General features: G+C 35.5%; 27 protein-coding genes, 3 tRNA genes, 1 riboswitch and 1 other annotated feature. Of the genes, 1 reads left to right on the forward strand and 29 read right to left on the reverse strand.

The annotated features are described in order from the left end of the window. Window positions 1-85: 85 nt before the first annotated feature. Window positions 86-2500 carry a leucine--tRNA ligase gene (gene leuS / locus H3T47_RS06115; RefSeq protein WP_199282860.1) on the reverse strand — a complete coding sequence of 805 codons (2415 nt, stop codon included), beginning with the start codon at window positions 2498-2500 and terminating at the stop codon, window positions 86-88. Between the two features lie 35 nt (window positions 2501-2535). Then, window positions 2536-2728 (reverse strand) — a binding site (T-box leader). 56 nt (window positions 2729-2784) lie between these two features. On the opposite strand from leuS, the gene H3T47_RS06120 reads away from it, so the two are divergent. Next, a complete protein-coding gene (locus tag H3T47_RS06120; RefSeq protein ID WP_199282861.1) occupies window positions 2785-3447 on the forward strand; it encodes a phosphatase PAP2 family protein in 663 nt (220 codons plus the stop codon). A gap of 49 nt (window positions 3448-3496) precedes the next feature. On the opposite strand, the gene H3T47_RS06125 is transcribed toward H3T47_RS06120, so the two are convergent. From H3T47_RS06125 to H3T47_RS06260, 28 genes are all read right to left on the reverse strand, one after another. Beyond that, window positions 3497-3985, reverse strand: coding sequence for a cupin domain-containing protein (locus tag H3T47_RS06125; protein ID WP_109918584.1), 489 nt, complete (start codon window positions 3983-3985; stop codon window positions 3497-3499). 288 nt (window positions 3986-4273) lie between these two features. Then, window positions 4274-5020, reverse strand: coding sequence for a tyrosine-protein phosphatase (locus H3T47_RS06130; RefSeq protein ID WP_109918585.1), 747 nt, complete (start codon window positions 5018-5020; stop codon window positions 4274-4276). Between the two features lie 141 nt (window positions 5021-5161). Then, entirely contained in the window at window positions 5162-6616 is a 1455-nt protein-coding gene (locus H3T47_RS06135; protein ID WP_199282862.1) for an MDR family MFS transporter, read from the reverse strand. Between the two features lie 29 nt (window positions 6617-6645). Beyond that, the gene (metK, locus tag H3T47_RS06140) at window positions 6646-7845 is read right to left on the reverse strand and encodes a methionine adenosyltransferase (RefSeq protein WP_199282863.1); all 1200 of its coding nucleotides are present in this window, start codon (window positions 7843-7845) and stop codon (window positions 6646-6648) included. Beyond that, window positions 7843-7923, reverse strand: a riboswitch (SMK box riboswitch). Its footprint overlaps the gene before it by 3 nt. A gap of 68 nt (window positions 7924-7991) precedes the next feature. Next, a tRNA-Val gene (locus H3T47_RS06145) sits at window positions 7992-8064 on the reverse strand. A gap of 4 nt (window positions 8065-8068) precedes the next feature. Next, a tRNA-Glu gene (locus tag H3T47_RS06150) sits at window positions 8069-8140 on the reverse strand. 122 nt (window positions 8141-8262) lie between these two features. Then, window positions 8263-8335: transfer RNA gene (locus H3T47_RS06155), tRNA-Val, on the reverse strand. A gap of 581 nt (window positions 8336-8916) precedes the next feature. After that, window positions 8917-9378 carry a DUF1828 domain-containing protein gene (locus tag H3T47_RS06160; protein WP_199282864.1) on the reverse strand — a complete coding sequence of 154 codons (462 nt, stop codon included), beginning with the start codon at window positions 9376-9378 and terminating at the stop codon, window positions 8917-8919. A gap of 25 nt (window positions 9379-9403) precedes the next feature. Continuing rightward, window positions 9404-9922: a hypothetical protein gene (locus H3T47_RS06165; RefSeq protein WP_199282865.1), complete on the reverse strand. Its 519-nt coding sequence runs from the start codon at window positions 9920-9922 to the stop codon at window positions 9404-9406. Window positions 9923-11208: 1286 nt separating this feature from the next. Next, window positions 11209-11397 (reverse strand): hypothetical protein, encoded by a 189-nt coding sequence (locus tag H3T47_RS06170; RefSeq protein WP_199282866.1) that lies wholly within the window; start codon window positions 11395-11397, stop codon window positions 11209-11211. A gap of 491 nt (window positions 11398-11888) precedes the next feature. After that, window positions 11889-12299 carry a hypothetical protein gene (locus H3T47_RS06175; RefSeq protein ID WP_199282867.1) on the reverse strand — a complete coding sequence of 137 codons (411 nt, stop codon included), beginning with the start codon at window positions 12297-12299 and terminating at the stop codon, window positions 11889-11891. Continuing rightward, a complete protein-coding gene (locus tag H3T47_RS06180; RefSeq protein WP_199282868.1) occupies window positions 12292-12957 on the reverse strand; it encodes a hypothetical protein in 666 nt (221 codons plus the stop codon). Before H3T47_RS06180 ends, H3T47_RS06175 begins: the two co-directional genes overlap by 8 nt. Window positions 12958-13092: 135 nt before the next feature. Continuing rightward, window positions 13093-13314, reverse strand: coding sequence for a hypothetical protein (locus H3T47_RS06185; protein ID WP_199282869.1), 222 nt, complete (start codon window positions 13312-13314; stop codon window positions 13093-13095). 69 nt (window positions 13315-13383) lie between these two features. Further along, window positions 13384-13779 carry a hypothetical protein gene (locus H3T47_RS06190; RefSeq protein ID WP_199282870.1) on the reverse strand — a complete coding sequence of 132 codons (396 nt, stop codon included), beginning with the start codon at window positions 13777-13779 and terminating at the stop codon, window positions 13384-13386. A 62-nt stretch (window positions 13780-13841) separates the two neighbouring features. Next, window positions 13842-14639, reverse strand: a complete 798-nt coding sequence (locus H3T47_RS06195; protein ID WP_199282871.1) for an N-acetylmuramoyl-L-alanine amidase — start codon at window positions 14637-14639, stop codon at window positions 13842-13844. Further along, window positions 14626-14946 (reverse strand): phage holin, LLH family, encoded by a 321-nt coding sequence (locus H3T47_RS06200; protein WP_199282872.1) that lies wholly within the window; start codon window positions 14944-14946, stop codon window positions 14626-14628. Before H3T47_RS06200 ends, H3T47_RS06195 begins: the two co-directional genes overlap by 14 nt. Window positions 14947-14980: 34 nt before the next feature. After that, window positions 14981-15208 (reverse strand): hypothetical protein, encoded by a 228-nt coding sequence (locus tag H3T47_RS06205; RefSeq protein ID WP_199282873.1) that lies wholly within the window; start codon window positions 15206-15208, stop codon window positions 14981-14983. A 12-nt stretch (window positions 15209-15220) separates the two neighbouring features. Further along, the gene (locus tag H3T47_RS06210) at window positions 15221-15610 is read right to left on the reverse strand and encodes a hypothetical protein (protein WP_199282874.1); all 390 of its coding nucleotides are present in this window, start codon (window positions 15608-15610) and stop codon (window positions 15221-15223) included. After that, complete coding sequence (locus tag H3T47_RS06215; protein ID WP_233335862.1) at window positions 15585-15755, reverse strand: XkdX family protein; 171 nt, start codon at window positions 15753-15755, stop codon at window positions 15585-15587. Before H3T47_RS06215 ends, H3T47_RS06210 begins: the two co-directional genes overlap by 26 nt. Beyond that, a complete protein-coding gene (locus tag H3T47_RS06220; RefSeq protein WP_199282875.1) occupies window positions 15733-16221 on the reverse strand; it encodes a hypothetical protein in 489 nt (162 codons plus the stop codon). The genes H3T47_RS06215 and H3T47_RS06220 overlap by 23 nt, the downstream gene beginning before the upstream one ends. Window positions 16222-16223: 2 nt before the next feature. Continuing rightward, entirely contained in the window at window positions 16224-17297 is a 1074-nt protein-coding gene (locus H3T47_RS06225) for a hypothetical protein (RefSeq protein WP_199282876.1), read from the reverse strand. Further along, window positions 17294-18880, reverse strand: a complete 1587-nt coding sequence (locus H3T47_RS06230; RefSeq protein WP_199282877.1) for a hypothetical protein — start codon at window positions 18878-18880, stop codon at window positions 17294-17296. Before H3T47_RS06230 ends, H3T47_RS06225 begins: the two co-directional genes overlap by 4 nt. Window positions 18881-18897: 17 nt before the next feature. Next, window positions 18898-19446: a putative phage tail protein gene (locus tag H3T47_RS06235; protein WP_199282878.1), complete on the reverse strand. Its 549-nt coding sequence runs from the start codon at window positions 19444-19446 to the stop codon at window positions 18898-18900. After that, complete coding sequence (locus tag H3T47_RS06240; RefSeq protein WP_199282879.1) at window positions 19439-20587, reverse strand: baseplate J/gp47 family protein; 1149 nt, start codon at window positions 20585-20587, stop codon at window positions 19439-19441. The genes H3T47_RS06235 and H3T47_RS06240 overlap by 8 nt, the downstream gene beginning before the upstream one ends. Beyond that, complete coding sequence (locus H3T47_RS06245; protein ID WP_233335867.1) at window positions 20574-21008, reverse strand: DUF2634 domain-containing protein; 435 nt, start codon at window positions 21006-21008, stop codon at window positions 20574-20576. Before H3T47_RS06245 ends, H3T47_RS06240 begins: the two co-directional genes overlap by 14 nt. Before the next feature lie 43 nt (window positions 21009-21051). Then, a complete protein-coding gene (locus tag H3T47_RS06250; protein WP_199282881.1) occupies window positions 21052-21393 on the reverse strand; it encodes a DUF2577 domain-containing protein in 342 nt (113 codons plus the stop codon). Beyond that, window positions 21375-22406: a hypothetical protein gene (locus H3T47_RS06255; protein ID WP_199282882.1), complete on the reverse strand. Its 1032-nt coding sequence runs from the start codon at window positions 22404-22406 to the stop codon at window positions 21375-21377. Before H3T47_RS06255 ends, H3T47_RS06250 begins: the two co-directional genes overlap by 19 nt. A gap of 17 nt (window positions 22407-22423) precedes the next feature. Continuing rightward, on the reverse strand, window positions 22424-23110 hold the full coding sequence (locus H3T47_RS06260) for a hypothetical protein (protein WP_233335864.1): 687 nt from the start codon (window positions 23108-23110) through the stop codon (window positions 22424-22426). Window positions 23111-23121: the final 11 nt, after the last annotated feature.

The following is a 23121-nucleotide window of genomic DNA, read 5'->3' on the forward strand; positions in this document are numbered from 1 at the left end:
TAAATCTTATTTACTAACTATATTATTGTGAATGAAAAAAGGCAATTAACAACAAATATACTTTGCACTTTAGGAAAAATTAACTTTATTTGGCTACAATATTGACTATTTTATTAGGTACAACAATGACTTTTTTAATTTCTTTGCCGCTTAAGAATTTTTGAACGTGAGGTAAGGACAAAGCTTGCTTCTTAACTTCTTCTTGAGCCATATCCTTTGCAGCTTTAAAGTTTCCTCGTAACTTACCATTGACTTGAACCATTATTTCAACAGTAGTTTCTACCAACTTAGCTGGATCATAGGATGGCCATTTGGCAAATGTAACTGATTCTTCGTGACCAAAGATTTGCCAAATTTCTTCCATCATGTGAGGAGCAATCGGAGCTAAAAGCGTAATAAAGCCTTCTGCATATTCTTTAGGAATTGTTTTAGCCTTTTGAGCAGCATTAATAAAGACCATCAATTGTGAAATTGCCGTATTAAAGTGCAGATCATCAAAATCTTCGGTAACTTTTTTAACAGTTTCGTTATAAATTTTATCTAAAGTACCATCATTTTCGTCAACGATATTTTCTTGAGGTATTGACTTTAAGTCCAAATCGTTAACAAATAAGCGCCAAACTCTGTCTAAAAATTTCTTTGTAGAAGCTGGACCGTTATCATCCCAATCGATCGAAGCATCAAGCGGTCCCATAAACATTTCATACATTCTCAGGCTATCCGCACCATACTCGTCAATCACATCATCCGGGTTAACAACATTGCCCTTTGATTTAGACATTTTGTCATGATCCTTCAGAATAAGACCCTGATTGTAAAGTCTTTGGAAAGGTTCCTCATTTGGTACAACACCCAAGTCATAAAGGACCATATTCCAAAATCTAGCATAAAGCAGGTGTCTAACGGCATGTTCAGCACCACCAATATATAGGTCAACCGGCATCCATTTCTGCAACAATTCATAATCAGCCAGTTTATTATCATTGTGCGGGTCAACAAAGCGTAAGAAGTACCAAGAAGACCCAGCCCAATTTGGCATAGTATTCGTTTCACGTTTACCTTTGCGGCCATTCTTGTCAACTACATTTACCCAATCCTTCAAGTTAACCAATGGACTTTCAGGAGTACCTGATGGTTTGATATCAGTAGCATGAGGCAAAACAAGTGGCAGTTCATCTTCGGGAACTAAAGTTGTTTCTCCATCTTCCCAGTGAATTACAGGAATTGGTTCACCCCAGTAACGCTGACGACTGAACTCCCAGTCACGCAATTTGTAATTAACCTTTTGTTCTCCAGCGTGATGTTCTTCTAGCCAAGCCACAATTTTTTTCTTGGCATCTTCAATATTAAGACCATTTAAGAAATCGGAATTAATGTGCGGACCTTCACCGGTATATGCTTCTTGAGCAATATCTCCACCCTTGATTACAGCCTTAATAGGCAAATTGAATTTCCGAGCGAACTCATAATCACGCGTATCATGGGCCGGTACAGCCATTACCGCGCCAGTACCATAGCTAGCAAGAACATAGTCAGCAATCCAAATCGGAATTTCCTCGTTATTTACTGGATTAATTGCATAAGCCCCAGTGAACACACCGGTTTTGGTTTTGTTTAAATCTGTTCTTTCAAGGTCGGACTTAGATTCAATTTGTTTAATATAAGCGTTAACTTCATCTTTATGACCAGCAGTCATAATTTTTTGAACTAATTTATTTTCAGGTGCTAAAACTGCATAAGTTGCCCCAAAAAGAGTGTCTGGACGCGTACTGAAAACGTCAAAGGTCTCTGTAGAATCTTTAACTTTAAAAGTGATTTGGGCACCTACCGAGCGGCCAATCCAGTTTCTTTGCATCTCCTTAATATTTTCTGGCCAATCAAGATTGTCTAAACCTGCTAGCAGCCGATCAGCATATTTGGTAATTCTAAGCATCCACTGCTTCATATTACGACGATATATCGGGTAACCTCCACGTTCAGTCTTACCGTCTACTATATCTTCATTAGCGACAACAGTGCCTAAATCAGGTGACCAATTAACTGGCGCTTCTGCTTCATAAGCCAAGCCGTTTTTATACATTTGTTCAAATGTCCATTGCGTCCACTTGTAGTATTTGGGATCGCAGGTTGCCAGCTCTCTATTCCAATCGTAAGAAAAACCCAATTTATTAAGTTGTCTTTTAAAATTAGCAATGTTTTCCTTAGTAACAACAGCTGGATCCTGACCAGTCTGCAGCGCATACTGCTCGGTTGGCAAACCAAACGCATCCCACCCCATTGGGTGAAGAACATTATAGCCCTGACTCCGTTTCATCCGTGCAACAATGTCAGTTGCTGTGTAACCTTCAGGGTGCCCAACATGCAACCCTTTACCAGATGGAAAAGGAAACATGTCTAGAACATAATAATTTTTCTTTTTAGAATCAGTGCTAGTTTTAAATGTTTGATTTTTTTCCCAATAATCCTGCCACTTTTTTTCAACGACTTTGTGATTGTACATATTTTCACCTCATAAAAAAAGCCCTATGAAACAATTCATAGGACGAATAATCGCGGTACCACCTAAGTTCCACACTAAAAAGTGTGACACTCACGCCCCTTAACGCGGATAGCAAACGATAGACTTGTCTTCAGGCTCAGTTCATAACTTGTTTTTCAAGTCTTGCATCAACCGACTCTTCTCTATAGAAAAACAAAATTACTACTAATTCCTGATCTTTCCTTTTTGACCAATAATGATTATAATTTACCACAAATGCTAAAAAAAACAAGGGGAGAAAGTTTTTGAACAAAACAATTCAAACAAAAAGAGATACCATAATACCCGCCACCATATTCTTAATTTTATATGCTGCATGGGCAATTCTAGTTGCTTCAGAAAACCAGTTTATTCATGAATTTGACCGGACTGTAATTAATATTATCTGCAACAATAATCCAATACTTATCAAATTTGCTACTGTTTTTACTAATCTGGGCAATACGAATGTGATTATGGTCGAAACCATTTTGCTGGTAATCGTCTTAGCAGTTTTTAAAAAGTTTGCCTATGCGTTTTTTACAGCCGGAACGATGATTGCTGCCAACGGTTATAATTGGATTATTAAACATGCTATTGCTCGTCACAGGCCTTTCACACATCATCTAGTTGCAGCACACGGTTATAGTTTTCCTTCTGGACACTCGGTTGGCAGTGCTACTTTATTTGGAATTTTAATTGTTTTAACAATTTTATTAATCAAAAATAAAGCGGCCAAATATGTGTTATGCATTGTTTGGGCCTGCTTTCCCATATTAATCGGATATACAAGGATTTTTAGCCACGTACACTATCCTTCAGATGTAGTTGGCGGCTTTTTAGAAGGGATTGCATTCTTACTAATCGGCTACTCCTTCTTATATCACTATTATTTAGAAATGCGCGCACAAGAAAACAGTTTAGTTTAAAACAAAAAGTTCAAACTTTTAGTAGTTTGAACTTTTTTTGTAGTCAGAATTAATCTTGAGCTAGACGGTCAATGACGTCTTTATATTCTGGATACTTCTTTAACAAATCTGCTTTTTTAAGCAGCTCAAAATCGTGATAATCAAAGCCGGGAGAAACAACACAGCTTACTAGGCAAAAGCTGTCAGGCTCGGTCACTTCCGAAGCAAAGATAGTATATTTTGGCACCCTAAACTGCAGACATTCACATTGCGCAACATTTTTTCCTAATTTAACCGCATAATATTTGCCCTCAGGCGAAATGCAGTGAATAGTAATTGCCTGACCATCGTGATAATACCACATCTCATCATGATTTAAACGGTGAAAATGAGAGCAATTCTTATCATCGAGTAAAAAATAAATTGAGGTGTAGTAGAAACGTTCTCCCTTGCTATCTTCGTCATAAAATTGCTTATCACTGGTATAAACTTGTCTGAACCAGCCACCTTCTTGATGGGGTTCAAGATTGAGACTTTTGATATATTCGTCGCGTTGCATTTTTTCTCCTTTATTCAAATTCTTGTTAGTTTTAATATCATACTAACTAAATTTAGCGCATTTTAGCTGCAAAGTCAGCTATTAAGTTGAATTTATTAGCAAAAATCAACTTGATAAAAGTTTTACTTAGTTATTTATTTTAATGATGAACATTTTATAAACTTTTAACTACAAATAAGAAGAAATATTTAATTTAGTAATTATAGTTTTACCGGTATTTTTACCTTCATATATTAATTACTTATTTAAAGTTAAACGCTGCATTGAGCATCTTTTTAAAATTGTGACCTACACTAAATAAATTTGGCGCATCTTATCTTTAAAATCAGCTGGTAAATTCAGTCCTTGCATAAGATAATTGTCAAAATCACCAAAGTTGCGCTTGATAGTAGCAAAATATCTTTCTAAATAAGCTTTTTTTACGGTTAGTGCAACCGCAACCTCATCTAGCTGCGCACTAGTTAAATGATCTTGCAAGTAGTCTAAAATTTCTTGATTTTCTTGTTTACGTGCCGGAATAGTTTCAAGGTAGTCCGCATAAATTTCCTCATCACTGACTCCTAAAGTTTTTAATATGAGAGCTGCTGCTACGCCAGTCCTGTCCTTGCCCGCAAAACAGTGAAATGCTGTTGGAGTGGGATCATTGATTAAAGTCAACAAAAATTGCCGATAACCTGTTTGTGCAGACTTCTCCATTACCAGTTCTTCATAAGTAGTTAACATATCTTCTTCCGCGCTATAACTACCAGAAATAATCGTTTCCACACTGGCTTGATTGACTTGAGCATCCTTTAACACATCAATTACCACGTAGTCTAGACCTGACCACAAGAAATCTGGAAATTGTTTGCGTTCATCCTGCCCTCTAAAATCGAAAACACGTTTAATTTGATATTTATCTTGTAGTTGCTCCTTTTGAAATGGGGTTAAATTATATAATTGACCACACCGAAAAAGCAGGTCATCTCTAACCTTTTTTCCTCCAGCACCGACATGTCCGCCTAAAGAACGCCAATTGGTAATTTGCCTTTCCATGCTATACTTCCTATCTGTAAATTTTTTGATATCGTCTATTATAATTTTTAGAAAGCGACTTTTCTACTATAGAGAAAAGTTAAATAAATAAAAAAACTGCTGATTTGGTTACCAGCAGGTTTTACTCAATATTTATTTTAGTTAGCTATTTTTTTGTTGTTTTTTATAAATGCAGTTAAAAATAATTGAAATTATAATTGCTATTAGAGAAACGCAGTAAACACCTTTTAAAGCGCTAAAGAGCACTCCTCTTAATTGTGGAATTAAGTTAGCGGCAAGCTCCTTTGCTTTAACTGAAGAAACAATTTTGTTCATCATTGATTGAGTTAAATTAGGACGATGAGCAAGTTGGTTTGCAACAATGGTGTTAAAGGTAATACCAAAAATTGAAACCATCATGGTTTGCCCTAAATACCGCATCAAAGTGTTAAAAGAAGTAGCAACACCGATATTTTCTTTTGAAACCAGCACCTGTGAGCGAACCTGTGATGCGGTTAAAACGCCACCAAAGGAAAAGCCATTTAATGTGGCAATCACACAGAATACCCAAAATGGCGTGTGTATCGGCACAATTAGCAACATGCAATCTGCTATTAAAAGAATGGTTAATAGTCCGAAGAAGGTTTTTCTTACGCCCCAGCGGCTAAGCATACCACCAATTAAGAATGAGCCAACTACCCACATTACTGAACTTGGCGTTACGGCAAAACCGGCTACAGTAGCTGAAGTACCGTTAATTCCCTGCATCCAGGTTGGTATGTAAAATTCAAAACCAATAACTACCCCTGCGATAAGCAGTGTAATCATATTGACGGCTAAGAACTCCCTGCCTTTGAGCATTGAAAGGGGCATTATAGGGTCTTCTGCGCGTTTTTCTTCATAGTAGAACACAATTGCACTAATAATGATTAAAGCAACTAGAGCAGCCAGCATAAGCGGCTTAATTGTCCCTAGATCCTGCAGTGTAAACATTAAGGTCAGAAGTAAAACTATTAACCAAAATGTTCCTTTAACATCAAGTTTGCTTTTCTTCTTATTCTTTGGTTCCTTAAGGAAAAAGATAATTAACAATAGGGCAATAATGCCAATTGGCACATTAATGTAGAAAACCCAGTGCCAAGAAAGATTTTGGACAATAAACCCACCAAGCAGTGGTGCAATAACTGATGCTACACCCCAGAAACCGGAATTAAGACCTAACATCTTGGTTCTTTTTTCCAAGCTGTATAAATCGGCGATAATGGTCATTGCCACCGGTTGAACAGCTCCAGAGCCTAACCCCTGAATAACACGGAATAAAATTAGTTCAACCATATTTTGTGCTTGACCACAAAGCGCTGAACCAATCACAAAAAGTGCTATTCCTAATAAAAAGATTGGTTTACGACCGAAACTGTCTGCCAATTTACCGTATAAAGGAGTCGATACAGCAGTCATAAACAAAAATATGGAAACAACCCAATTCATGATTTCTAATCCATTCAGATCAGAAACAATTGTCGGCATTGCTGTAGAAACGATTGTACCTTCAATGGCGGTCATAAACGTCGTCATAAAAATCGCAATCATTACTATTCGTATATTTGTCTTCTTCACAATCACAACCCCTTCATTAGCTGATAAAACTATTTATTTTCGTGAACAAAGTTTAAAAGTTCTTGAACTTTATCGGTTTTTTCCCATGGTAAATCAATATCGGTTCTGCCAAAGTGACCGTAAGCCGCGGTCTGTTCGTAAATTGGTCGCCTTAAATTAAGCATTTTAATGATCCCAGCCGGGCGCAAATCAAATATTTTACGTACTGCCTTAGTCAATAAATCATCACTAACTCTGCCAGTTCCGGCAGTATTAATCATGACTGAAACAGGGTGAGCAACTCCAATTGCGTACGCAAGCTGAACTTCACAGCGATCAGCTAGATCCGCAGCAACAATATTTTTAGCAACATATCTGGCAGCATAACTAGCACTACGATCAACTTTCGTAGGATCTTTACCTGAAAATGCACCGCCACCATGGCGAGCATAACCCCCATAGGTATCAACGATTATCTTACGTCCAGTTAGGCCTGAATCGCCTTTAGGTCCACCAATAACAAAGCGGCCAGAAGGATTAATCAGAAACTTCGTCTTTTCATCCAAGTATTTAGCTGGAATAACTTTTTTAATCACCAAATCGATCATTGCTTGACGGATTTCTTCGTTTGAAACCTGATCATCGGTTTGCGTTGAAATAACCACAGTGTCAACTCTTAAAGGTTTTTGCTGTTCATCATACTCAACCGTTACTTGAGCCTTGGCATCTGGTCTAAGCCAGCTTAAAGTGCCATCCTTGCGTAACTTGGCAACTTGTCTCATTAAGCGGTGAGCCAGTGAGATTGGCAAAGGCATTAACTCTGGCGTTTCGTTGATCGCAAAGCCAAACATTAATCCTTGGTCTCCTGCCCCGATTTGGTCAAGCTGGTCTTCGTCAGAGTGATTTTCACGTGTTTCAAGTGAATGATCAACTCCTTGAGCGATATCAGGTGATTGCTCATCAATATCAATTAAAACTGCACAATTGTTGCCGTCAAAGCCTAATTCGGGTTTGTCATAGCCTATGCGCAAAACAGTTTTACGGACAATACTCTGAATATCAACATAAGCAGATGTTGATATTTCACCAAACACATAGACAATTCCCGTATTGACAATAGTCTCACAAGCAACGTGTGCTTGGGGATCTTTGGCAATAATTGCGTCCAAAATTGCATCTGAAATTTGATCAGCAATTTTGTCAGGATGTCCTTCAGAAACAGACTCCGAAGTAAATAAACGTTTTTCCATAATAGTCCCCCTATAGACAATAGCTATTCGGTTACAAGGCATCTCCATTACAGGATCCTCTCAGGACTTGAACCGATTTTTTAAAAATTTCGTTCTATATATTGATAATAAAAAAGGCTACCGCAGATTCGGTAGCCATAGAACGATGGAGGATACAGGGCTCGAACCTGTGACCTCCTGCTTGTAAGGCAGATGCTCTCCCAGCTGAGCTAATCCTCCAAAGTGACCCGTACGGGATTTGAACCCATGTTACCGCCGTGAAAGGGCGATGTCTTAACCACTTGACCAACGGGTCATTGTTCTGAATCAAAGCACTTTTAATAGTATACCTATTTTGAAATAAAATGCAAGGATTCAAGTTATTAGTTAATCAATAAATAATGGCGGCGCGAACTTCCCTTCACACCACCATTATTATGGAGGATACAGGGCTCGAACCTGTGACCTCCTGCTTGTAAGGCAGATGCTCTCCCAGCTGAGCTAATCCTCCATTTTTGTTGTCGTCTCTCGACTACTTCTAATAATTTAGCATAAGTTTCTATTTATGTCTACATTTTTTTGAAATTTTTGTTTGTTCGAAAATTATAATTCCGAATTTATTAGAATTAATTTTTCACTTATAAATTTATGGATAATAAAAAATATAACTTCCCTTAATATAAAAAAGTACATTCTATGCAATCTAAAAGACCAATTAACATTAAAAACTAGCATAATAATTTTAATGCCAATTGGTCTTAGTACTATCTTATCAAATTTGTTTTATATTTTTAAAAACAACAATTAATGTTATTTATTTTTATATATTATCTTTTTTTATTTAATGAAAAGCCAAGCAAAATTAAACCTAAATAAATTCAGAGCGTTTAATATGCCGAATTATCATTCTAATTTATTGCTACTTATTTTTTATGAACTTATACAAATTTAATTTAAGTTAGTATTAGCACTCAAGTAAAAAAATATAACAATTATTCTACCTCTTTAAAATAGTAAATTAGCTATAATAAAAACTTTTTCTCCACATTTATTTTTTAACTAAATGAATAGTTTTTTCAAGAACTTAAAGTACTATTTTTCAAATTTTGACATAAAAGAATAAACGGAAATTATTATTTGAATTAAAGGTGATATCAATGTTTCAAGATTTAATTTATCCGAAAGATTTAACAATTTTTTTTCATTGAACTTAAACTCACCGTTTATCTCCAAAACAAAACTTTTTTCAATAAGTTTAATATCATTTGTTTGCATCAACTTTTTTTCATATGAAGAAAAGTAATCTTTATCATTTAGATTTTGTTCTTCTAAATTAATACCCATCTCCTCAAGGTTACTTAATGTCCACCCATCATCAGTAAACTTTATTATTTTATTTTTTTCTTGAATTCCATATATTACAATTCCATCATTAAAGTTATCTAAATAAGGAGTATCAATCCGTACAATTCCTTCTTTGATATAACTATATTTGTATAGCAACTTATTTGAAAAATCATTTTCTTCATTATACAAGCTATTTTTATTATTCATTATTTACCTCACTTTCACAATAAAACTAATTAGTATTTTGAGGTTTAGCATTTTGAGGAATTTGTATATGAACAAATCTTTCAAAATGTTTTAATGACTCACGTAAATTATCTTTTGAACTAAAAATTGAAAAATCCCTTAAGTAGTATGCATGACTGATATCATTTTTATCATAAATATGTATGTGACTACCTTTTATTTTTTTCTTATTTTTATTTTTGTGGTTTCCACCATTCATGCATAGCCTAACTAAATGTATATTATTATGACGAAATCTTATATGAATAGAATATTTATTCTTTTCCACATTACCTTGCCTTATAAATAAAATGAAATTTATGTTAATTTGTTTTTTTTGATCATCAGGATCTTTATAAATTAGTTTAACGCAGGCATCATCTTTATAACCAGGTTTTAGGAGAAAAGCAAAATTTGGATCACACAAGAAGTGCTTTGAAAGGTCTATTAACATTTTAACTACGGTTTCTGAAAGTGGAAAAGAAAGCATTTTTTCTAAACTTACTTTATTATTTGTATCTATCAAAATCACTCACTACTTTCATTATTATAAACATATATATTTTGATTATATTATTTTTAAATATTTTGTCAAACCGTAAAAAAATTATTTTATACAATTGATAATAATTAATTATTTTAAGTAAAAAGCCCATAAATTAGCGTTTAAAGCTTTTATTAGTGCGATTTGAGAGATCAACTCTGCTAATTACGAATAATTAAATAGCTAATTTATAGCATTTATATTTACGAAAATTGAAAAGTTTTGGATTATCGTCAACTATTTTTATGATGAAATTAGGGTAAAAATCTTTTTTATACTATAATCATTGAAATTAGTTGTTACCATACAATACTGTTTAGTCAGATGAGTATCATCTTTATTAAACAGTATCATCAAGTGAAACAAATACACCTAATCTTAAAAATGCCGATATAAACGCCCAATATTGCCAATACTTCAAGGTCTTTCCTTTGGATCAGACTTTTTTATTTTTAAAGTCACAAAACTGCCAAAAAACTTAGTATTCCAATAAAAAGGACATTATTTCACCACTAAATTTAATATTACCCATTATTTTTTAAAAAAGATCAAAGGAGCAATACTACAGCAAAGCTAATTTTTTATAATCTTGGTTTATAAACTCAATATTTCAAATACAGTTTGAAAATCAAAAATAACCTACCTCATATAGATCTAACCATATAACAATAGAAACCAAAATGGTTAATTATTGTCTTCTCGATACTGCTCAAGTCCATCTGATTAGCTTTATACCTAAAAAATTTAACGGATTCGGTCATTGAAAGAGGTAAACAGCCTTAATAATTTAATTCAGTATCCTATATCTTGGATTTTGAACATGATATTGATGTACTTTAAATAGCTAAAAGACAACAGTTAGCTGGTTGATAAAATAAAACTGAGTTTCCTTTTATCATTGGATATAAATTAGTCATTTTTAGACGATAACATAGTTTAACTTGTCTTGTAGTATTTTTATTTGAAGTAAATCAAGTTCATCTTTTTTTAAAAATTTAATTCATAAGATTTAAAGCTAAAAAAGATTCTCGAACAAAAAATATTTATTAAAACTTGGCGAACATAGACAAATAAAAGGGCCGTAACAGTTTATATTATAACCTTTTATTTACGGAGTGTGAGAGGATTAAGAATAAGGTTTTATACAGTTTCTGTACTTATACAATTGCTGATATAACAGCATTTTTATTTCTGAAGGTTCATCTTTCTATAGTTTTATGCCGTGCAAATGCCGTGCGGTTTAAAACATTGCAAAATTTAAAAATCGATCAACTTCGCTTTAACTCTTCTCTCCTCATCTTGATGTATTCCAAAGTTTTGTCTAAATCTTCTTCATTTGCATATTTGAGAATAAAATTTTTAGAATCTGATCTTCTCCTAATATAATTCATCCTTTTTTTATGTGAATCATTCCATTTTTTTTTTGCTCGCTTTTGAGCTTCAGTTAGTTTAGCCATTTGATCACTCCCGAAATTAAAACAATTGCCATAACTATAACTAATATTGTTTTGCAGATTGTTTTAAGTCTTATGTCAATCTTTGTTTTAATCGTCCAGTTTCTTTTTTAGTTTCAAAGTTATAAATTTTATTCATTGTAATAAATACCTTTCTTTAATATAATCTTCTTATAAACAACAAAGAAGGGAAGTCCCTTCCCTGTTGTTCATCTCTTATAGATGATTTCAAAAGAAAGCTATTATCCCGAGATTTATTTTGAAGTGAAGCTCGATAGTAGCTTTTTTATTTTCCTTTTTTTCCTTCATCTCCTTACTTCCTTATAAATATATAATATACTTACGGATATACATTGTAAATAATTTCATAAAATTCGTTTCTAAAAAAAGATATTATTAAGAAACTAGAATATGGCATCATCTACTTATTGCAGCTCCCATTGTGTACTTTTTTGTAATAAAAAAAAGCACCCTAGATATATCATAGAGCGCCTTTATATTAATTTGATTTTTCCATTTAATTTATTTAGTTCAATCCTATCTATCTCATTATCAACGCATTCTTCATCGTCTATTTCACTTTTTATCTCTTGAAATAATTGTGCTGATACATCACGACGACTTTTAGTAAGTATATCTTCCGATATTAATACATGTTTTATGTTAAAGCGCTTATCACAATCAATTAGAGATGTACGAACAAATGGATTTCTCGAACTATTTGGTTCTTCAACAAGATAATGATTCAGTTGATAAAACCTATTTTTAAAAGACTGACATTTAATAAAACAGTAATCATTCCCAACCACGTTTTCACATATATACATATGCGCTTTCACCGCAAGACCAGAGCTTATATTGGGAAAAGGTAATTTCATAGTTATAACATCATGTGATTTAATCAACTAGTAATCGTCCTTTCTTTTCTGGGTCCATGGAAATATACACTGGATTTTCCAGATCTTCTAAATTTGCTAATTCTTGAAGGGTATCCATTTGTTCCGGACTTAAGCTATTTGCATCATTATTTGATAAAACAAAAATTGTATTACCGTATTGAATAACCTTACTATCTTTAATCATTTCTTCAGAATAAGCAGAAAGGATCTTGTCAACCATTTCTTTGTCCTTTAAATTAAAATCAACACTACTAAGTGGTACTTCACGTTCACCAGCCAGAATTCTATCTTTTTTACATTTCCAAATATTCATTGTGTGAGTTAAATTTGATAATTCAATTGAATTGCATGTTTTTATAAAAAAGTCTATTTTTTGTATTATTTCAGGAATAATATATTTTTCTTGATTTATTTTATATTGATTATTAGCAGCAATATCGAACTCATCCCTTTCCTTTGTATAATCTCCCCATACCGGACTAAACACAGGACCATTTTTATACCCTTTTAAGCTGCTAAAGTCGTAATCATATCCTCTAGTATTACATGCACATTCGTAAAAGAATATAAATTTTTGTATTTTCATAGGTTCGTCATAGCTTGCATAATCATTCTCTCGGAGCCAACCAGCTATAGTTAACTTCCTTATATTCGAATTAATCACAGTTTTCCCCCTCCTTTACTTACATGATTATTTAAACAGAAACAGCAATCAAACGCAATAAAATATAGTCAGTTAAATAAAATATTAATAATCGGACAAAAAATAAGCCACCAAAAAAATAATCTGAGTGGCTTTTTAATCATAATTATAAAGATCGTACTTGTACTTTTCTTTCTTTTGTTGTTCTAGTTCTTTTTTATTGTTACTATACTCGTAATACTCAGAAATTATAAAATTATACATTTTAATTGTTGGCAAAAGTAAAGCTAAAATTGGTAAATCAATTTTAACAACTTGTTCAAATAATGGATCAAAGTCGTAAAACTTATTATTTAAAATAATAAATGATTTAACCATTAGAAAAGCTATTAGACTAGTAGTTCTTTCAAATATTGATTCGATTAAATTCCAAAAAAATAAGCTTTTCTATTTGAGATTAATTTCTGTTAAAATGATAGATCCGTATTTATAAGTAATAATCCACGACAAAAAAATAAAAATAGCTAATGAAACCATGGGGCCCCAGAATACAGTTTTAGTGAAAACATTGATAAAGGAAAAAATAATAATAAAAGTTAACTCTGTAACAATTAAAGCAACCATATTTGTTTTAAATTCTTCCATTTTATCTTTAATTTCACAATTAACAAATTTTTCCCTATCTTTATTGTATAGTATTATAAGTATAATGCTGAAAACTAATAAAATGCTTTCTATCAGGTTTTTGCTATTTACTAAATCCCACAAGCACAGGAACGCAAAGATACACCAAGGAACCCATCCTCGCAATTTCCTTTTTTTCATAATAACATCACCTTTCATAAAATAATTATACCACCAAAATAAGCCACCCCGAAGCAATGCTCCAGAGTGGCTTTTTTAAATTATTTAAATTTTCCCATTGTCTTGCCGTACTTATCCTTGCCCACGATATAGCCATAGCCGTTTACTCGTGGCTGCCTTAGCCATAGACGCTTAGGTCCTTGCAGAACAGCATCGTACCTGATTGCGCTGCCCTTTGGTAATTTAGCAATTGCAGGGGCGGTAATGTGTGGCGAGGTATGCAGTTTAAGCGCCTTTCCTAAAATAAAGGTACCAGGTTTTTTAACCCAGCTTGATTTTTTACCTGAACTTTTAGCAGGCTTCTTTGCTGAAACTACTTTACCGCTTACACCATGAGCAATGTCATGTGCAAACTGCGCCTTGCTAATACCAATTTTTGACAAGTAGCCATAAGGATCGCTGTGATCAGTGTTACCTAGATTATGAGTGATCCAGTTGTGCGTTTTCACGCCACGCTTTGCATTAGTATCCAGTGTTAGCGGTATACCGTACTTTTGGGCATATTCACGGATTAGCCCGATATAGTTACGGTAAGCCTTTAATGCACGTGTCTTATCACTAAACTCGCAAAGCTCAATCTGCATTGGTGATAGTTGATTACCATAGTAGCCACATCCCCAAGCGACATAGCCTAAGTCACCTACCAGATAACACTCTTTGTCATCTACTACCAGATGGACGTAGGTTTGTGCGGTATTAATGCCAGCCTTCATATTGTGAGCGATTGCCCACGCCTCACCGTTTGGCGTTGCCGTAGAGTGTGCCACAATAATATCTCTTTTAGCTAAAGCAGACGCTCCCTCATTGGCAGATAATGCGTATTTTTTATTTAGTTTCATTTCTTATACCTTCTTGGTAAGCTTTCTCTACCATGCCCTCGGCTGTTTCTTTGGTTAACTTAGCTTTAGATGCCTTAGCCTGTTCTAGCAAAGCGTCAGTGGCTGCCTGCTTTTTCTCTGCGCCCGTGATATCGGTATGTGTTGCTTGTTGCGTAACGATATATTGCGCTACGTCATACAGCCATTTCATCTTGTCTGCAAAGGCAGGATTGTGCTGTTTAGCATATTGATAGACGGCAACAATACCGACTGCCAATAAGACAATGTATGGTAATAATGAATTCAATAGATTAATAATTTGAGCCATTTTGAAATTTCCTTTCGACAAAAAAAGAACACTACTAGGTGTTCTCCAACTTCTTTATTAATTTTTCGTACTCATCTTCAATTTCTAAGCGCCTTTTTCGCTCTAATAGATAGTCCTGTTTAAAATTATCTCGTTCGATTTTTAGGTTTTTTATAACATCATCCGTGTCCTCCTTATGTGATGTGTGCGTCACAGCTAAAAAGGTAGCAGCTGCTTCGATTAGTGTCCCCAAAACATAGATTAGGCTAGTCACATCATGCACGCTACCACCTCTCTAACTTTGATATATACAATATAGGCACAATATTGAAATTACTGTTTCACCTATAACTGTTAAATCCATACGATACTCACCAGCTCCAAAAGCGTGTCCTAACTGTATGCCGATTAAAAACCACATTGTCCAAGCACCGACAATTAAAATAAACATACGCCAACCCCTATGTTTTTTAGTAAATAGAGAATCAAGCATAATTAAAAGACCTAGTAATATTATTGCTAGGTCTAGTCTTTTATCGTTCATGAAAAGCGTCCATTCTGGTGGCCAGAAAAAATAGTTTCTGTCTAAAAGCAAAGCTAGACCAATGGCTAAAATGGTGCCACCTGCTATGGTCTGGTCATGATTTTCATTGATGTTACTAAGCAGACTGCGCCACATAGTCATCACCTGTTATCTCTTTATAATCATCGCTAGTTAACCATCCTAACTGCACAAAATAAGCCACATCAGCTTTATCATACATCTGTGATTGATAAAACTGTGTGACTAGTGTTCTATAGATTTCATTAAGCATTAGTAGTACCTCCATCCTGTTTGCTATCGGTAGTGGTTGGAGCTTTAGGACTAGTGGCACTGCCGATTAGCTTCAGCATTTCAGCTTGCCCTTTAGCAATGCCGCTAAGGTCATCCTTGATTTCAGTATTGTCTTTGGCAGTTTGAGCATCCGATTGTTTTAAAGATTGAACCGATTTTTCAACTGCATTTAAACGGTAGCTGTTATTAGTAGCATCCTGCTCAAGCCACTGGTGAGTATGCCAGTCATACTTCGGGTTATTAAGACCTGTTGGTTCACTGACAACAATTGGCCATACGTCATGGTCATATTTTCTTGTTAGTAAAATAGGCTCGCAGTCGACAGCGTCGATGCCATCGCATGACTTGTAAGCAACCTGTACTCCCATGCTCCCAGTAAAGATGCGCTGCTTTAAATCATTGGCTACATTCTGCCAATTTTTCTCTGTATTTTCTGTATTATTAGTTGTTTCGTCTGCCATTGTTAATTTCCTTTCTTGACTAGATTAATAATTTTAGTAATTAAAAGTTCGTAATTAAAATTTCTATAAACATAATAAATATTCCCATTATTATCAACTGTTAGCCGTCCGCTGGTTGCATTGCTATCATTAATAATTCGGCTATTGTATATTAGTGTGTTGTCTGAGCTGATTTTAAACAAATCAGTCAAGACTTTATTATTAGGGGTATTGGAAAAAGAAATCCCATACAGATTTTGCTGATAATCAATACATCTCAAACTAAAATTATAACTTGCTGTCCCCATATTCATAATTTTTGTTTGCTGTTTAGTATCGATGTTGTATTTAAAGATTCCTTCACTAGAAGATAAAATAACGTTGCCTAGATTATCTAAAATAGAACTATCTATTGTATTATTAGATCCAATTTGTGTAGCTATAAGAAATGTAGAAGTTCCCTTTTTCATTTGATACAGAGAGTTACCATTAGTAAAGTAGATGTTTGGACATGTTTCAGTTGTAGCAAGATTGTTAACATTAAAACTAATCAGAAAGCCAGGGTTGAAAAAGTCACTATTTATTAATTTTTTATCAACTTTATATATACTATTGTTCACTGAAGATTTCCGACTAGATATGTATAAATACGTTTTGTCAAAAGTAAAACCAGTAATATCATCGCTAATATATGCATTGACCTTAATTTTATTTATGACATTGCCGCTGGTATCCAGGTGATTAATAATAAGACTCTGGTCAGTGTCAGTCTGATTTAAATATGCTAGTTGTGCTAAATAGATATTATTATCTTGATCAATACATATTTTTTGTGCGCCAGAAAAAGCTTTTCTCCATAATAAAAGCCCATCAGCACTTATTTTATAAACAAAACTTTGAACAGCTATATAAATATTATTGTCTTGATCCATAGCACAATCTGTCGGAAAGGATCCGATAGACCCAAAGTTTTTAGTCCATTCCACCTGAGGTGCGCTAGGCAATGTTTCCCAGCCTTTAGACTGATAGATCAACGCATTTTTAAGATAAATTTGCTGAACGACCCTTTTGCCCATAAAAACGTTATCTAAGCTCATTTAACCACCACCTCGTATTCGCTAATAATAAAGTACATGGTCATTGGATCATAACTAGTTAATGCCTGGTATTGTGTCAACGTGCCAGTCCATGACTTCATTGCACTAAGTGCATTGCTGGTTATCTGGTTTTGCATGTTTTGAATATCGTTCTTAATCCCAGACACGTCAGGTATTGGCACAGCAACATTGCCCTTGCTGTCCGAAGCAATTTTATTAACGGTTAGTGGCCGCTTATTAATTTCAGCTTCTAACGGAGATAAATCAGGAGCAGGTACAGTAATATTAGCAATGCCCTTATCATCTGGGCTAACAGCCGTACCACCATTAACGCTGATTTGTTTTAAAGTGCTATAGATGTCTTTTAGGTTTGTGAAACTTACAGTGTAATAAGCATTAGAGCCATACTGATAACCAGCTCTGTACCAGCACTCAAAATTAAATTTTGTTGCTTGGAACATGAATTGTTGGAAATAGTTCAACGTGTAGCCGGGGTTTTCACCTTCCAGAACGGACATATATGTCTTGCCATCACTCCGATAGCCGTTGGGTATGTCACTTTTAGCGAAATTAAAACCATTTTTTGAAAAATAAATCCCTGGTTCTGTGAGTGAATCAGGGTTTGTTTTATTATCAACTTCTAATGGGTTAGCAATGGTATGAATTTTGCCTAAATCTATGTCATTTGCAACTTTGAAGAAGTCTTCTTTACTTGTCGCATCAGCTTTGGTGCGCATGTATGTTAGGCTCCCTTGACCGTAGTCGCTAATGTAGACAATCTGTTCATACGTATTTGCACCATTCCACTTTGGCACGTCAAATATCCAACCATATAAATTGCCTTGCGTTGGGTCAAAGCCTGCCATTGCGCCATCTGACTGCAATTGACAGCCTAGGAACTTGCTGATACCCACTGTGGAAAAAGTATCAAGATTAATCTTTGTATTATAGATATTATTGCCACTATCGCTATTTAGGGCCACCAAATTTTTAATATCGGTATTAATCGTTTGATGAAGCATATTAATGTCAGTATCAATCTTATTGAATAGGTTAGCAATATCCTCCTTTTGCGGCAACGCTTGAACTGCCTTAGTTAGTTCTTTTTGGGAAACTACACCATTGTCAGTAACATTCACAGTGACATTATCTTTCTGACCAACTACAACAAACAGAGTTAAATTGAATTTGAACAATACCTTATCTTTAAAATCAGGCATCGTTTCAGGCTCAACTGCAGTAGTTAATGAGTAAAGAATCTCTTTGTCGCTGCCATCTTCTTTAGCAAATAAACCTATGGTATTGATATTGTAGCCAGTGGATAAGTCCTTATTATTAAAAATAAGCTCTGTCCCAATGACAATGCTTTTATCTTGAGCAGAATCTGCAACATTATTAATCTCGCCATACTGCATCAAGCTAGGCAGTGCTGTTAACTGTTGCAATTCACTGATACTTTCATCTGCCAATTTTTCAGTAGACGTTGCCGCCCTGGTAATTGTGAACTTAGTTTTTCCTGAGCTGGCTTTTGCAGCCAAATCAAGACCTGCGTTAGTTAATATTGTTTTATTGTATTTCGACAAAATTTAACCCCCCCTTTCTAATTAATAAACTGAGAAACGTTGGCTTGCACTGCAGTTGTTGCTTTTAGCCAATTGCCCAGACCAACTTTAAAGTCGTTGCTAATTTCAGCTCTGTTCAATGCTACTCTAATTTCATAGATCATGTTGGCTGGCAGATAGATGTTAAGCAGGTATTTAATGTTTTCAATTTGACTGCTATTAATTTCGGCACTTTTAGCTTCAACGATTGCATCCCTCTGAATAACTGTGATTGTCGCAGGTATTTTAAGTGTCGCAAATAAATCACGTAAGTAGTCAATGGTAATTGGTCTTGGAGGCAAAAGTCGCATCAGCACTTTGTTTTGTCGTGACGCTAAATCATCACTTGGAGCAGGTTTAATCCCTACCTGATCTTCAAAAACAGAAATCCCTTTCGCATCTGTTTGTGTGACAAATTGGTTTAAAAGCAGCCGTAATTGTTCACTTTCTGCTTTGTCTAAGACGTTTCCTTGTGCATTCATAATTGCCTGCATTTCGTAGACATCATTGTAATAATCAGGAAGATAGTCCATTAAATTGTTAGCCATCAAGCACCACCTCCCCTAAAACTGGCAGTTGTGAAGTCTGATTATCAAACACAAGGGCAATGTCTTGATCAGAGCCATTTAATGTTGGAACTGACGCATTGATTACCCCGTTAACCATCATTATTTGAGATAGGATTTTGGAGCGATAAATTGTTTGAGAGTAACCTCGCCCAGTTTTAGCATCAATGTTGTTCCAACTTTGCCGTAGCAACTTAAAATACTCATCGATGGCGGTTCTAATCTTAGCTTTAACTATATCGATTCCATGCGTGCCATCAATATTGACTGTTGCTGCTATATTAACCGTCAAAGGTGTTGGTGCAACAACAGTTACTTGATGGTCGATTGGAGCCAAGCCATAGCCCTGACTTTCATTATCTGTGGGATCAATGATGTTTTTAACCTTTTTGACTAAATCGGCACTAGCTGGCATTAAGTTATTGTCAACAATCACCAGCTTTACTGTGCCTGCACCATTCCAGACTGGATAAACCTGCCCTGCTCCAACTTCGCTAATTTTGCTGAGCATTGCCAAATAGTCGGTAATGTTGCCACCGTAAGCAATCCAGTCATCCGCTTTAAGCAGTCGGTCACGCAAGTGGTCATCTGTTTCTTCATCACGAGCAGGAGCCACTATCTCGGTTATTTCTGCCCAAGAAAGAGTGTCGTTGCTAGTTACTGGCAGTATCTGCCCAATATAAGAGTTGGCTGTTGTTCCTGGGTCATCGGCAGTTAATTCTCCGGTTAAATCATCATTGATTTTCTGAACAGTATAAAAAATAGGCGTTTCGCCAATACTGGCAAATTGGTCGCCTATTTGAACGTTATTAATTGAATTGCCATCGGAATCTAAGAATTTAGCCTTAACTTCCGTTTGCGTTGCCGTATATCTGGCTGTGCCGTGTTCGGCTGCCCGATAATCTAGAAATTGTCCCTGAGCTGTTTTGATGTATGTTTGTTTAATAATATTTGCACGTGTTAGAGATTGTTGGGCCATAACCATAGCTGCAGGCGCCAGTGCATCATAGATAACTGAGCCTTCTCGCTGGTCAATATCATCTGGAACATAATCCAGCATTAAATCAAGCCAGTAGCCATAATCTTCCGCCATGTAGCTCTCAGCTAACTCATCTGGTGTCATCCACGCTCACCTCACTATCTATATTAATATTGCCGTACACCGTAACGCAGGTGCCTTTAATTTCTAGGGTATCTCGGCTTACTTCATTAACTGTGTCAATATCAACTTCAACCACTCGATCATCAGCTAATAATGCCTCTTTAATCATCCTTTCAGCTTCTACTTTCGCATAGCCCATGTCTTTACCAATTAAATCGTTTAAATCATTGCCGTACTGATCGGAGTAAATGGGATATACTAGACGCTCTGTTTCCAGTATTTTGTCGACTGCCTGAATCATGGCTTGCTTTTCATCAACTTTTCCACGAATGCGTCCATTTTCAATCTTAAAAGTTAGGGTAGGTTCATCATCCAAAGTCTCATCATCATCGCCATCAGTGTCAATATCGGTATCTTCCAATTCGGCACTCTCATCGTCCATGTTGTCATCGTCAGTCACAATAATATTGTCATCATCTTCCATGCTATCCCTCCTCTCTCTCAAATAGATAAAACTGCTGACCACCATCCATGCGAATCATGGTTACCTTGTCGTTCTTTTTTAAGCTATTGTCAAATTCCATATCTTTAAAGGTTATTTTTTCGTTTTTTATGACATCACTGCCATTAATAGTTGCTTTACAAGGTAATTTGAATTTGCCTATGTGTTTGCCTAACACAATGAAGTTATCGTCAATTACCATGTTATTAGATAACTGCACCTTCAACGGCTCCGTGCTAATAACAACTCCATAAACAACATCCGCATAATCACTGTCCTGACCGCCGCGGCTTTGTAGCATCTTAATTAAGCGTTCTCCAGCCATGAAGCACCTACTTTCATTGTAAGATGACACATGTAATCAGTACCAAATTCATGTTCAGCCTTTAATATCGGGCAATTCTTCAAAGTCTTATTAATATCGTTAATTTTAATCGTCACGGCATTACCTGCAACAAGGTCAACGTTTCCAATACAATCAACGGTTAATTCTTTGTTGGCACGATTACGCTTGCGCAGCTCATCTTTTGCCTGCTTAACCATCTGTGCATGGTTAGCCTTATTTTTCTTATTAACAGTAACCTGCAATTTGCCCCATTGCTCCGTTGATTTACCCTTGGCGCTAGTAGACTTAAAACTAGTACGCTTAGGGTCGTCTTGCTTAGCAGTGGCGGATTTTGACTTAGACTTTTTCGTGTCTTTCTGAATAACTTTAACTACATTTGCTGTGTCGTTAATATCGACTGCATAAGAAAAACCCGTCATTGCGGACTTGCTGCCTATTATGATTTTTAACTTCTTATATGGCGCCCTTCGTAGCTCAACCACATCGTAATTGCAATACACATAATACATGTGCTTAGTGGCGCTCAAAGTTTTAGTAATGGCACTTTTAAGCATGTCGAAGTAAGTCTTACCATCACATACTTCAGCCGACACTTTATGCTTTGGCTTATTAACCACTTTATGCTTAATTCCAGCGCGTTTGCAGACGTTGTTAAAACGGTCAGCAATTGTACCTGACTGCCAGACGATTGAGTCTTGGTTTTTTAGATAGCGTTCCTTGTCATAACAGGTCACGCTAACCGTATTGTCTTCTTTGACTTCATACTTAAAAACATAACCGTAAAAGATTTTATGGTGCTCCCAGCGAAACTTGATGATGTCTCCCGTATAAGGAATAATCGGATGTATTTTCTGAATTAAGTCAAATGACAACTCACTGGCACTAAAGTTAAGATCTGTCGTCCATTTAACATTAGAAACTACTTCACGCAAATCGTAAGTGGTTCCCTTACCATTCTTTTTAGACTTGCGGTACAGATTGCTTCTACGCACTAACTTAAAAGTCGTTATCATGCTTTCTTCACATCGCTTTTCTTAACCCAACCTCTAGCGACACCGTTGATACCAACACAAATAGGATACTTATGCCCCGTGGCAATGTTAATTACTTGGCGCTTGGCATTTTTCTCATAGACGCCTGCTCCATTGCCGTTCGAATCTAAGTGTAAACGTCCATTAACTATTACGGTAGAATGAATGCCAAACTTTTTAGGTGGCGCAATTCGCTTTTTGCCTTTTTTAGCTTTCTTCTTTTTCTTTTTTGAAGTTGTTACTTTAGTCGCCTCAAATTCGCGGTATTGCTTAAGTTCGAGCGTGTATTTGTATTCTTCATCAAAGCCGTCTTCGAAACCATAATTAAAACTGGCAATGGTCATGCACATACTTATTTTAGTTGTCGCTACAACCAGCCTAATTAATCCTTTTGCTTTCTGGATTTTCTTAATCCAGTCAATGTAATAATCAGGTTCTTCAGGCTGATCATCTGCTAAGTAGGTTGTTTTATACTTTGGAAAAACGGAATCAATAGTAATTCCCACTAACTTCAAATTACCTAGTCGATTTACTTCGCCCAGATTGACCACTGTCTGGCTCTGGTCATCGTTTTCATAATTTAGCTTTAGTTCGGCCGGGTTGACTGGTAGTTGGATAGTCTTACTTGTTTTGTAGCTCGTCAAAAAGACGCCAAAGCCGTCCATTAATATCACCT

This window comes from Lactobacillus sp. W8093 (assembly GCF_016100925.1).
GTDB lineage: Bacteria > Bacillota > Bacilli > Lactobacillales > Lactobacillaceae > Lactobacillus > Lactobacillus helsingborgensis.

Excerpts from the sequence above, each read along its gene's own strand:
- leuS (WP_199282860.1), bottom strand. The coding sequence starts at position 2,500 with ATGTACAATCACAAAGTCGTTGAAAAAAAGTGGCAGGATTATTGGGAA.
- H3T47_RS06125 (WP_109918584.1), bottom strand. The coding sequence starts at position 3,985 with ATGCAACGCGACGAATATATCAAAAGTCTCAATCTTGAACCCCATCAA.
- H3T47_RS06130 (WP_109918585.1), bottom strand. The coding sequence starts at position 5,020 with ATGGAAAGGCAAATTACCAATTGGCGTTCTTTAGGCGGACATGTCGGT.
- metK (WP_199282863.1), bottom strand. The coding sequence starts at position 7,845 with ATGGAAAAACGTTTATTTACTTCGGAGTCTGTTTCTGAAGGACATCCT.
- H3T47_RS06160 (WP_199282864.1), bottom strand. The coding sequence starts at position 9,378 with ATGAATAATAAAAATAGCTTGTATAATGAAGAAAATGATTTTTCAAAT.
- H3T47_RS06170 (WP_199282866.1), bottom strand. The coding sequence starts at position 11,397 with ATGGCTAAACTAACTGAAGCTCAAAAGCGAGCAAAAAAAAAATGGAAT.
- H3T47_RS06185 (WP_199282869.1), bottom strand. The coding sequence starts at position 13,314 with ATGGTTAAATCATTTATTATTTTAAATAATAAGTTTTACGACTTTGAT.
- H3T47_RS06190 (WP_199282870.1), bottom strand. The coding sequence starts at position 13,779 with ATGAAAGGTGATGTTATTATGAAAAAAAGGAAATTGCGAGGATGGGTT.
- H3T47_RS06195 (WP_199282871.1), bottom strand. The coding sequence starts at position 14,639 with ATGAAACTAAATAAAAAATACGCATTATCTGCCAATGAGGGAGCGTCT.
- H3T47_RS06200 (WP_199282872.1), bottom strand. The coding sequence starts at position 14,946 with ATGGCTCAAATTATTAATCTATTGAATTCATTATTACCATACATTGTC.
- H3T47_RS06210 (WP_199282874.1), bottom strand. The coding sequence starts at position 15,610 with ATGACTATGTGGCGCAGTCTGCTTAGTAACATCAATGAAAATCATGAC.
- H3T47_RS06215 (WP_233335862.1), bottom strand. The coding sequence starts at position 15,755 with ATGGAGGTACTACTAATGCTTAATGAAATCTATAGAACACTAGTCACA.
- H3T47_RS06220 (WP_199282875.1), bottom strand. The coding sequence starts at position 16,221 with ATGGCAGACGAAACAACTAATAATACAGAAAATACAGAGAAAAATTGG.
- H3T47_RS06225 (WP_199282876.1), bottom strand. The coding sequence starts at position 17,297 with ATGAGCTTAGATAACGTTTTTATGGGCAAAAGGGTCGTTCAGCAAATT.
- H3T47_RS06235 (WP_199282878.1), bottom strand. The coding sequence starts at position 19,446 with ATGGCTAACAATTTAATGGACTATCTTCCTGATTATTACAATGATGTC.
- H3T47_RS06240 (WP_199282879.1), bottom strand. The coding sequence starts at position 20,587 with ATGACACCAGATGAGTTAGCTGAGAGCTACATGGCGGAAGATTATGGC.
- H3T47_RS06245 (WP_233335867.1), bottom strand. The coding sequence starts at position 21,008 with ATGGACGATGAGAGTGCCGAATTGGAAGATACCGATATTGACACTGAT.
- H3T47_RS06250 (WP_199282881.1), bottom strand. The coding sequence starts at position 21,393 with ATGGCTGGAGAACGCTTAATTAAGATGCTACAAAGCCGCGGCGGTCAG.
- H3T47_RS06260 (WP_233335864.1), bottom strand. The coding sequence starts at position 23,110 with ATGGACGGCTTTGGCGTCTTTTTGACGAGCTACAAAACAAGTAAGACT.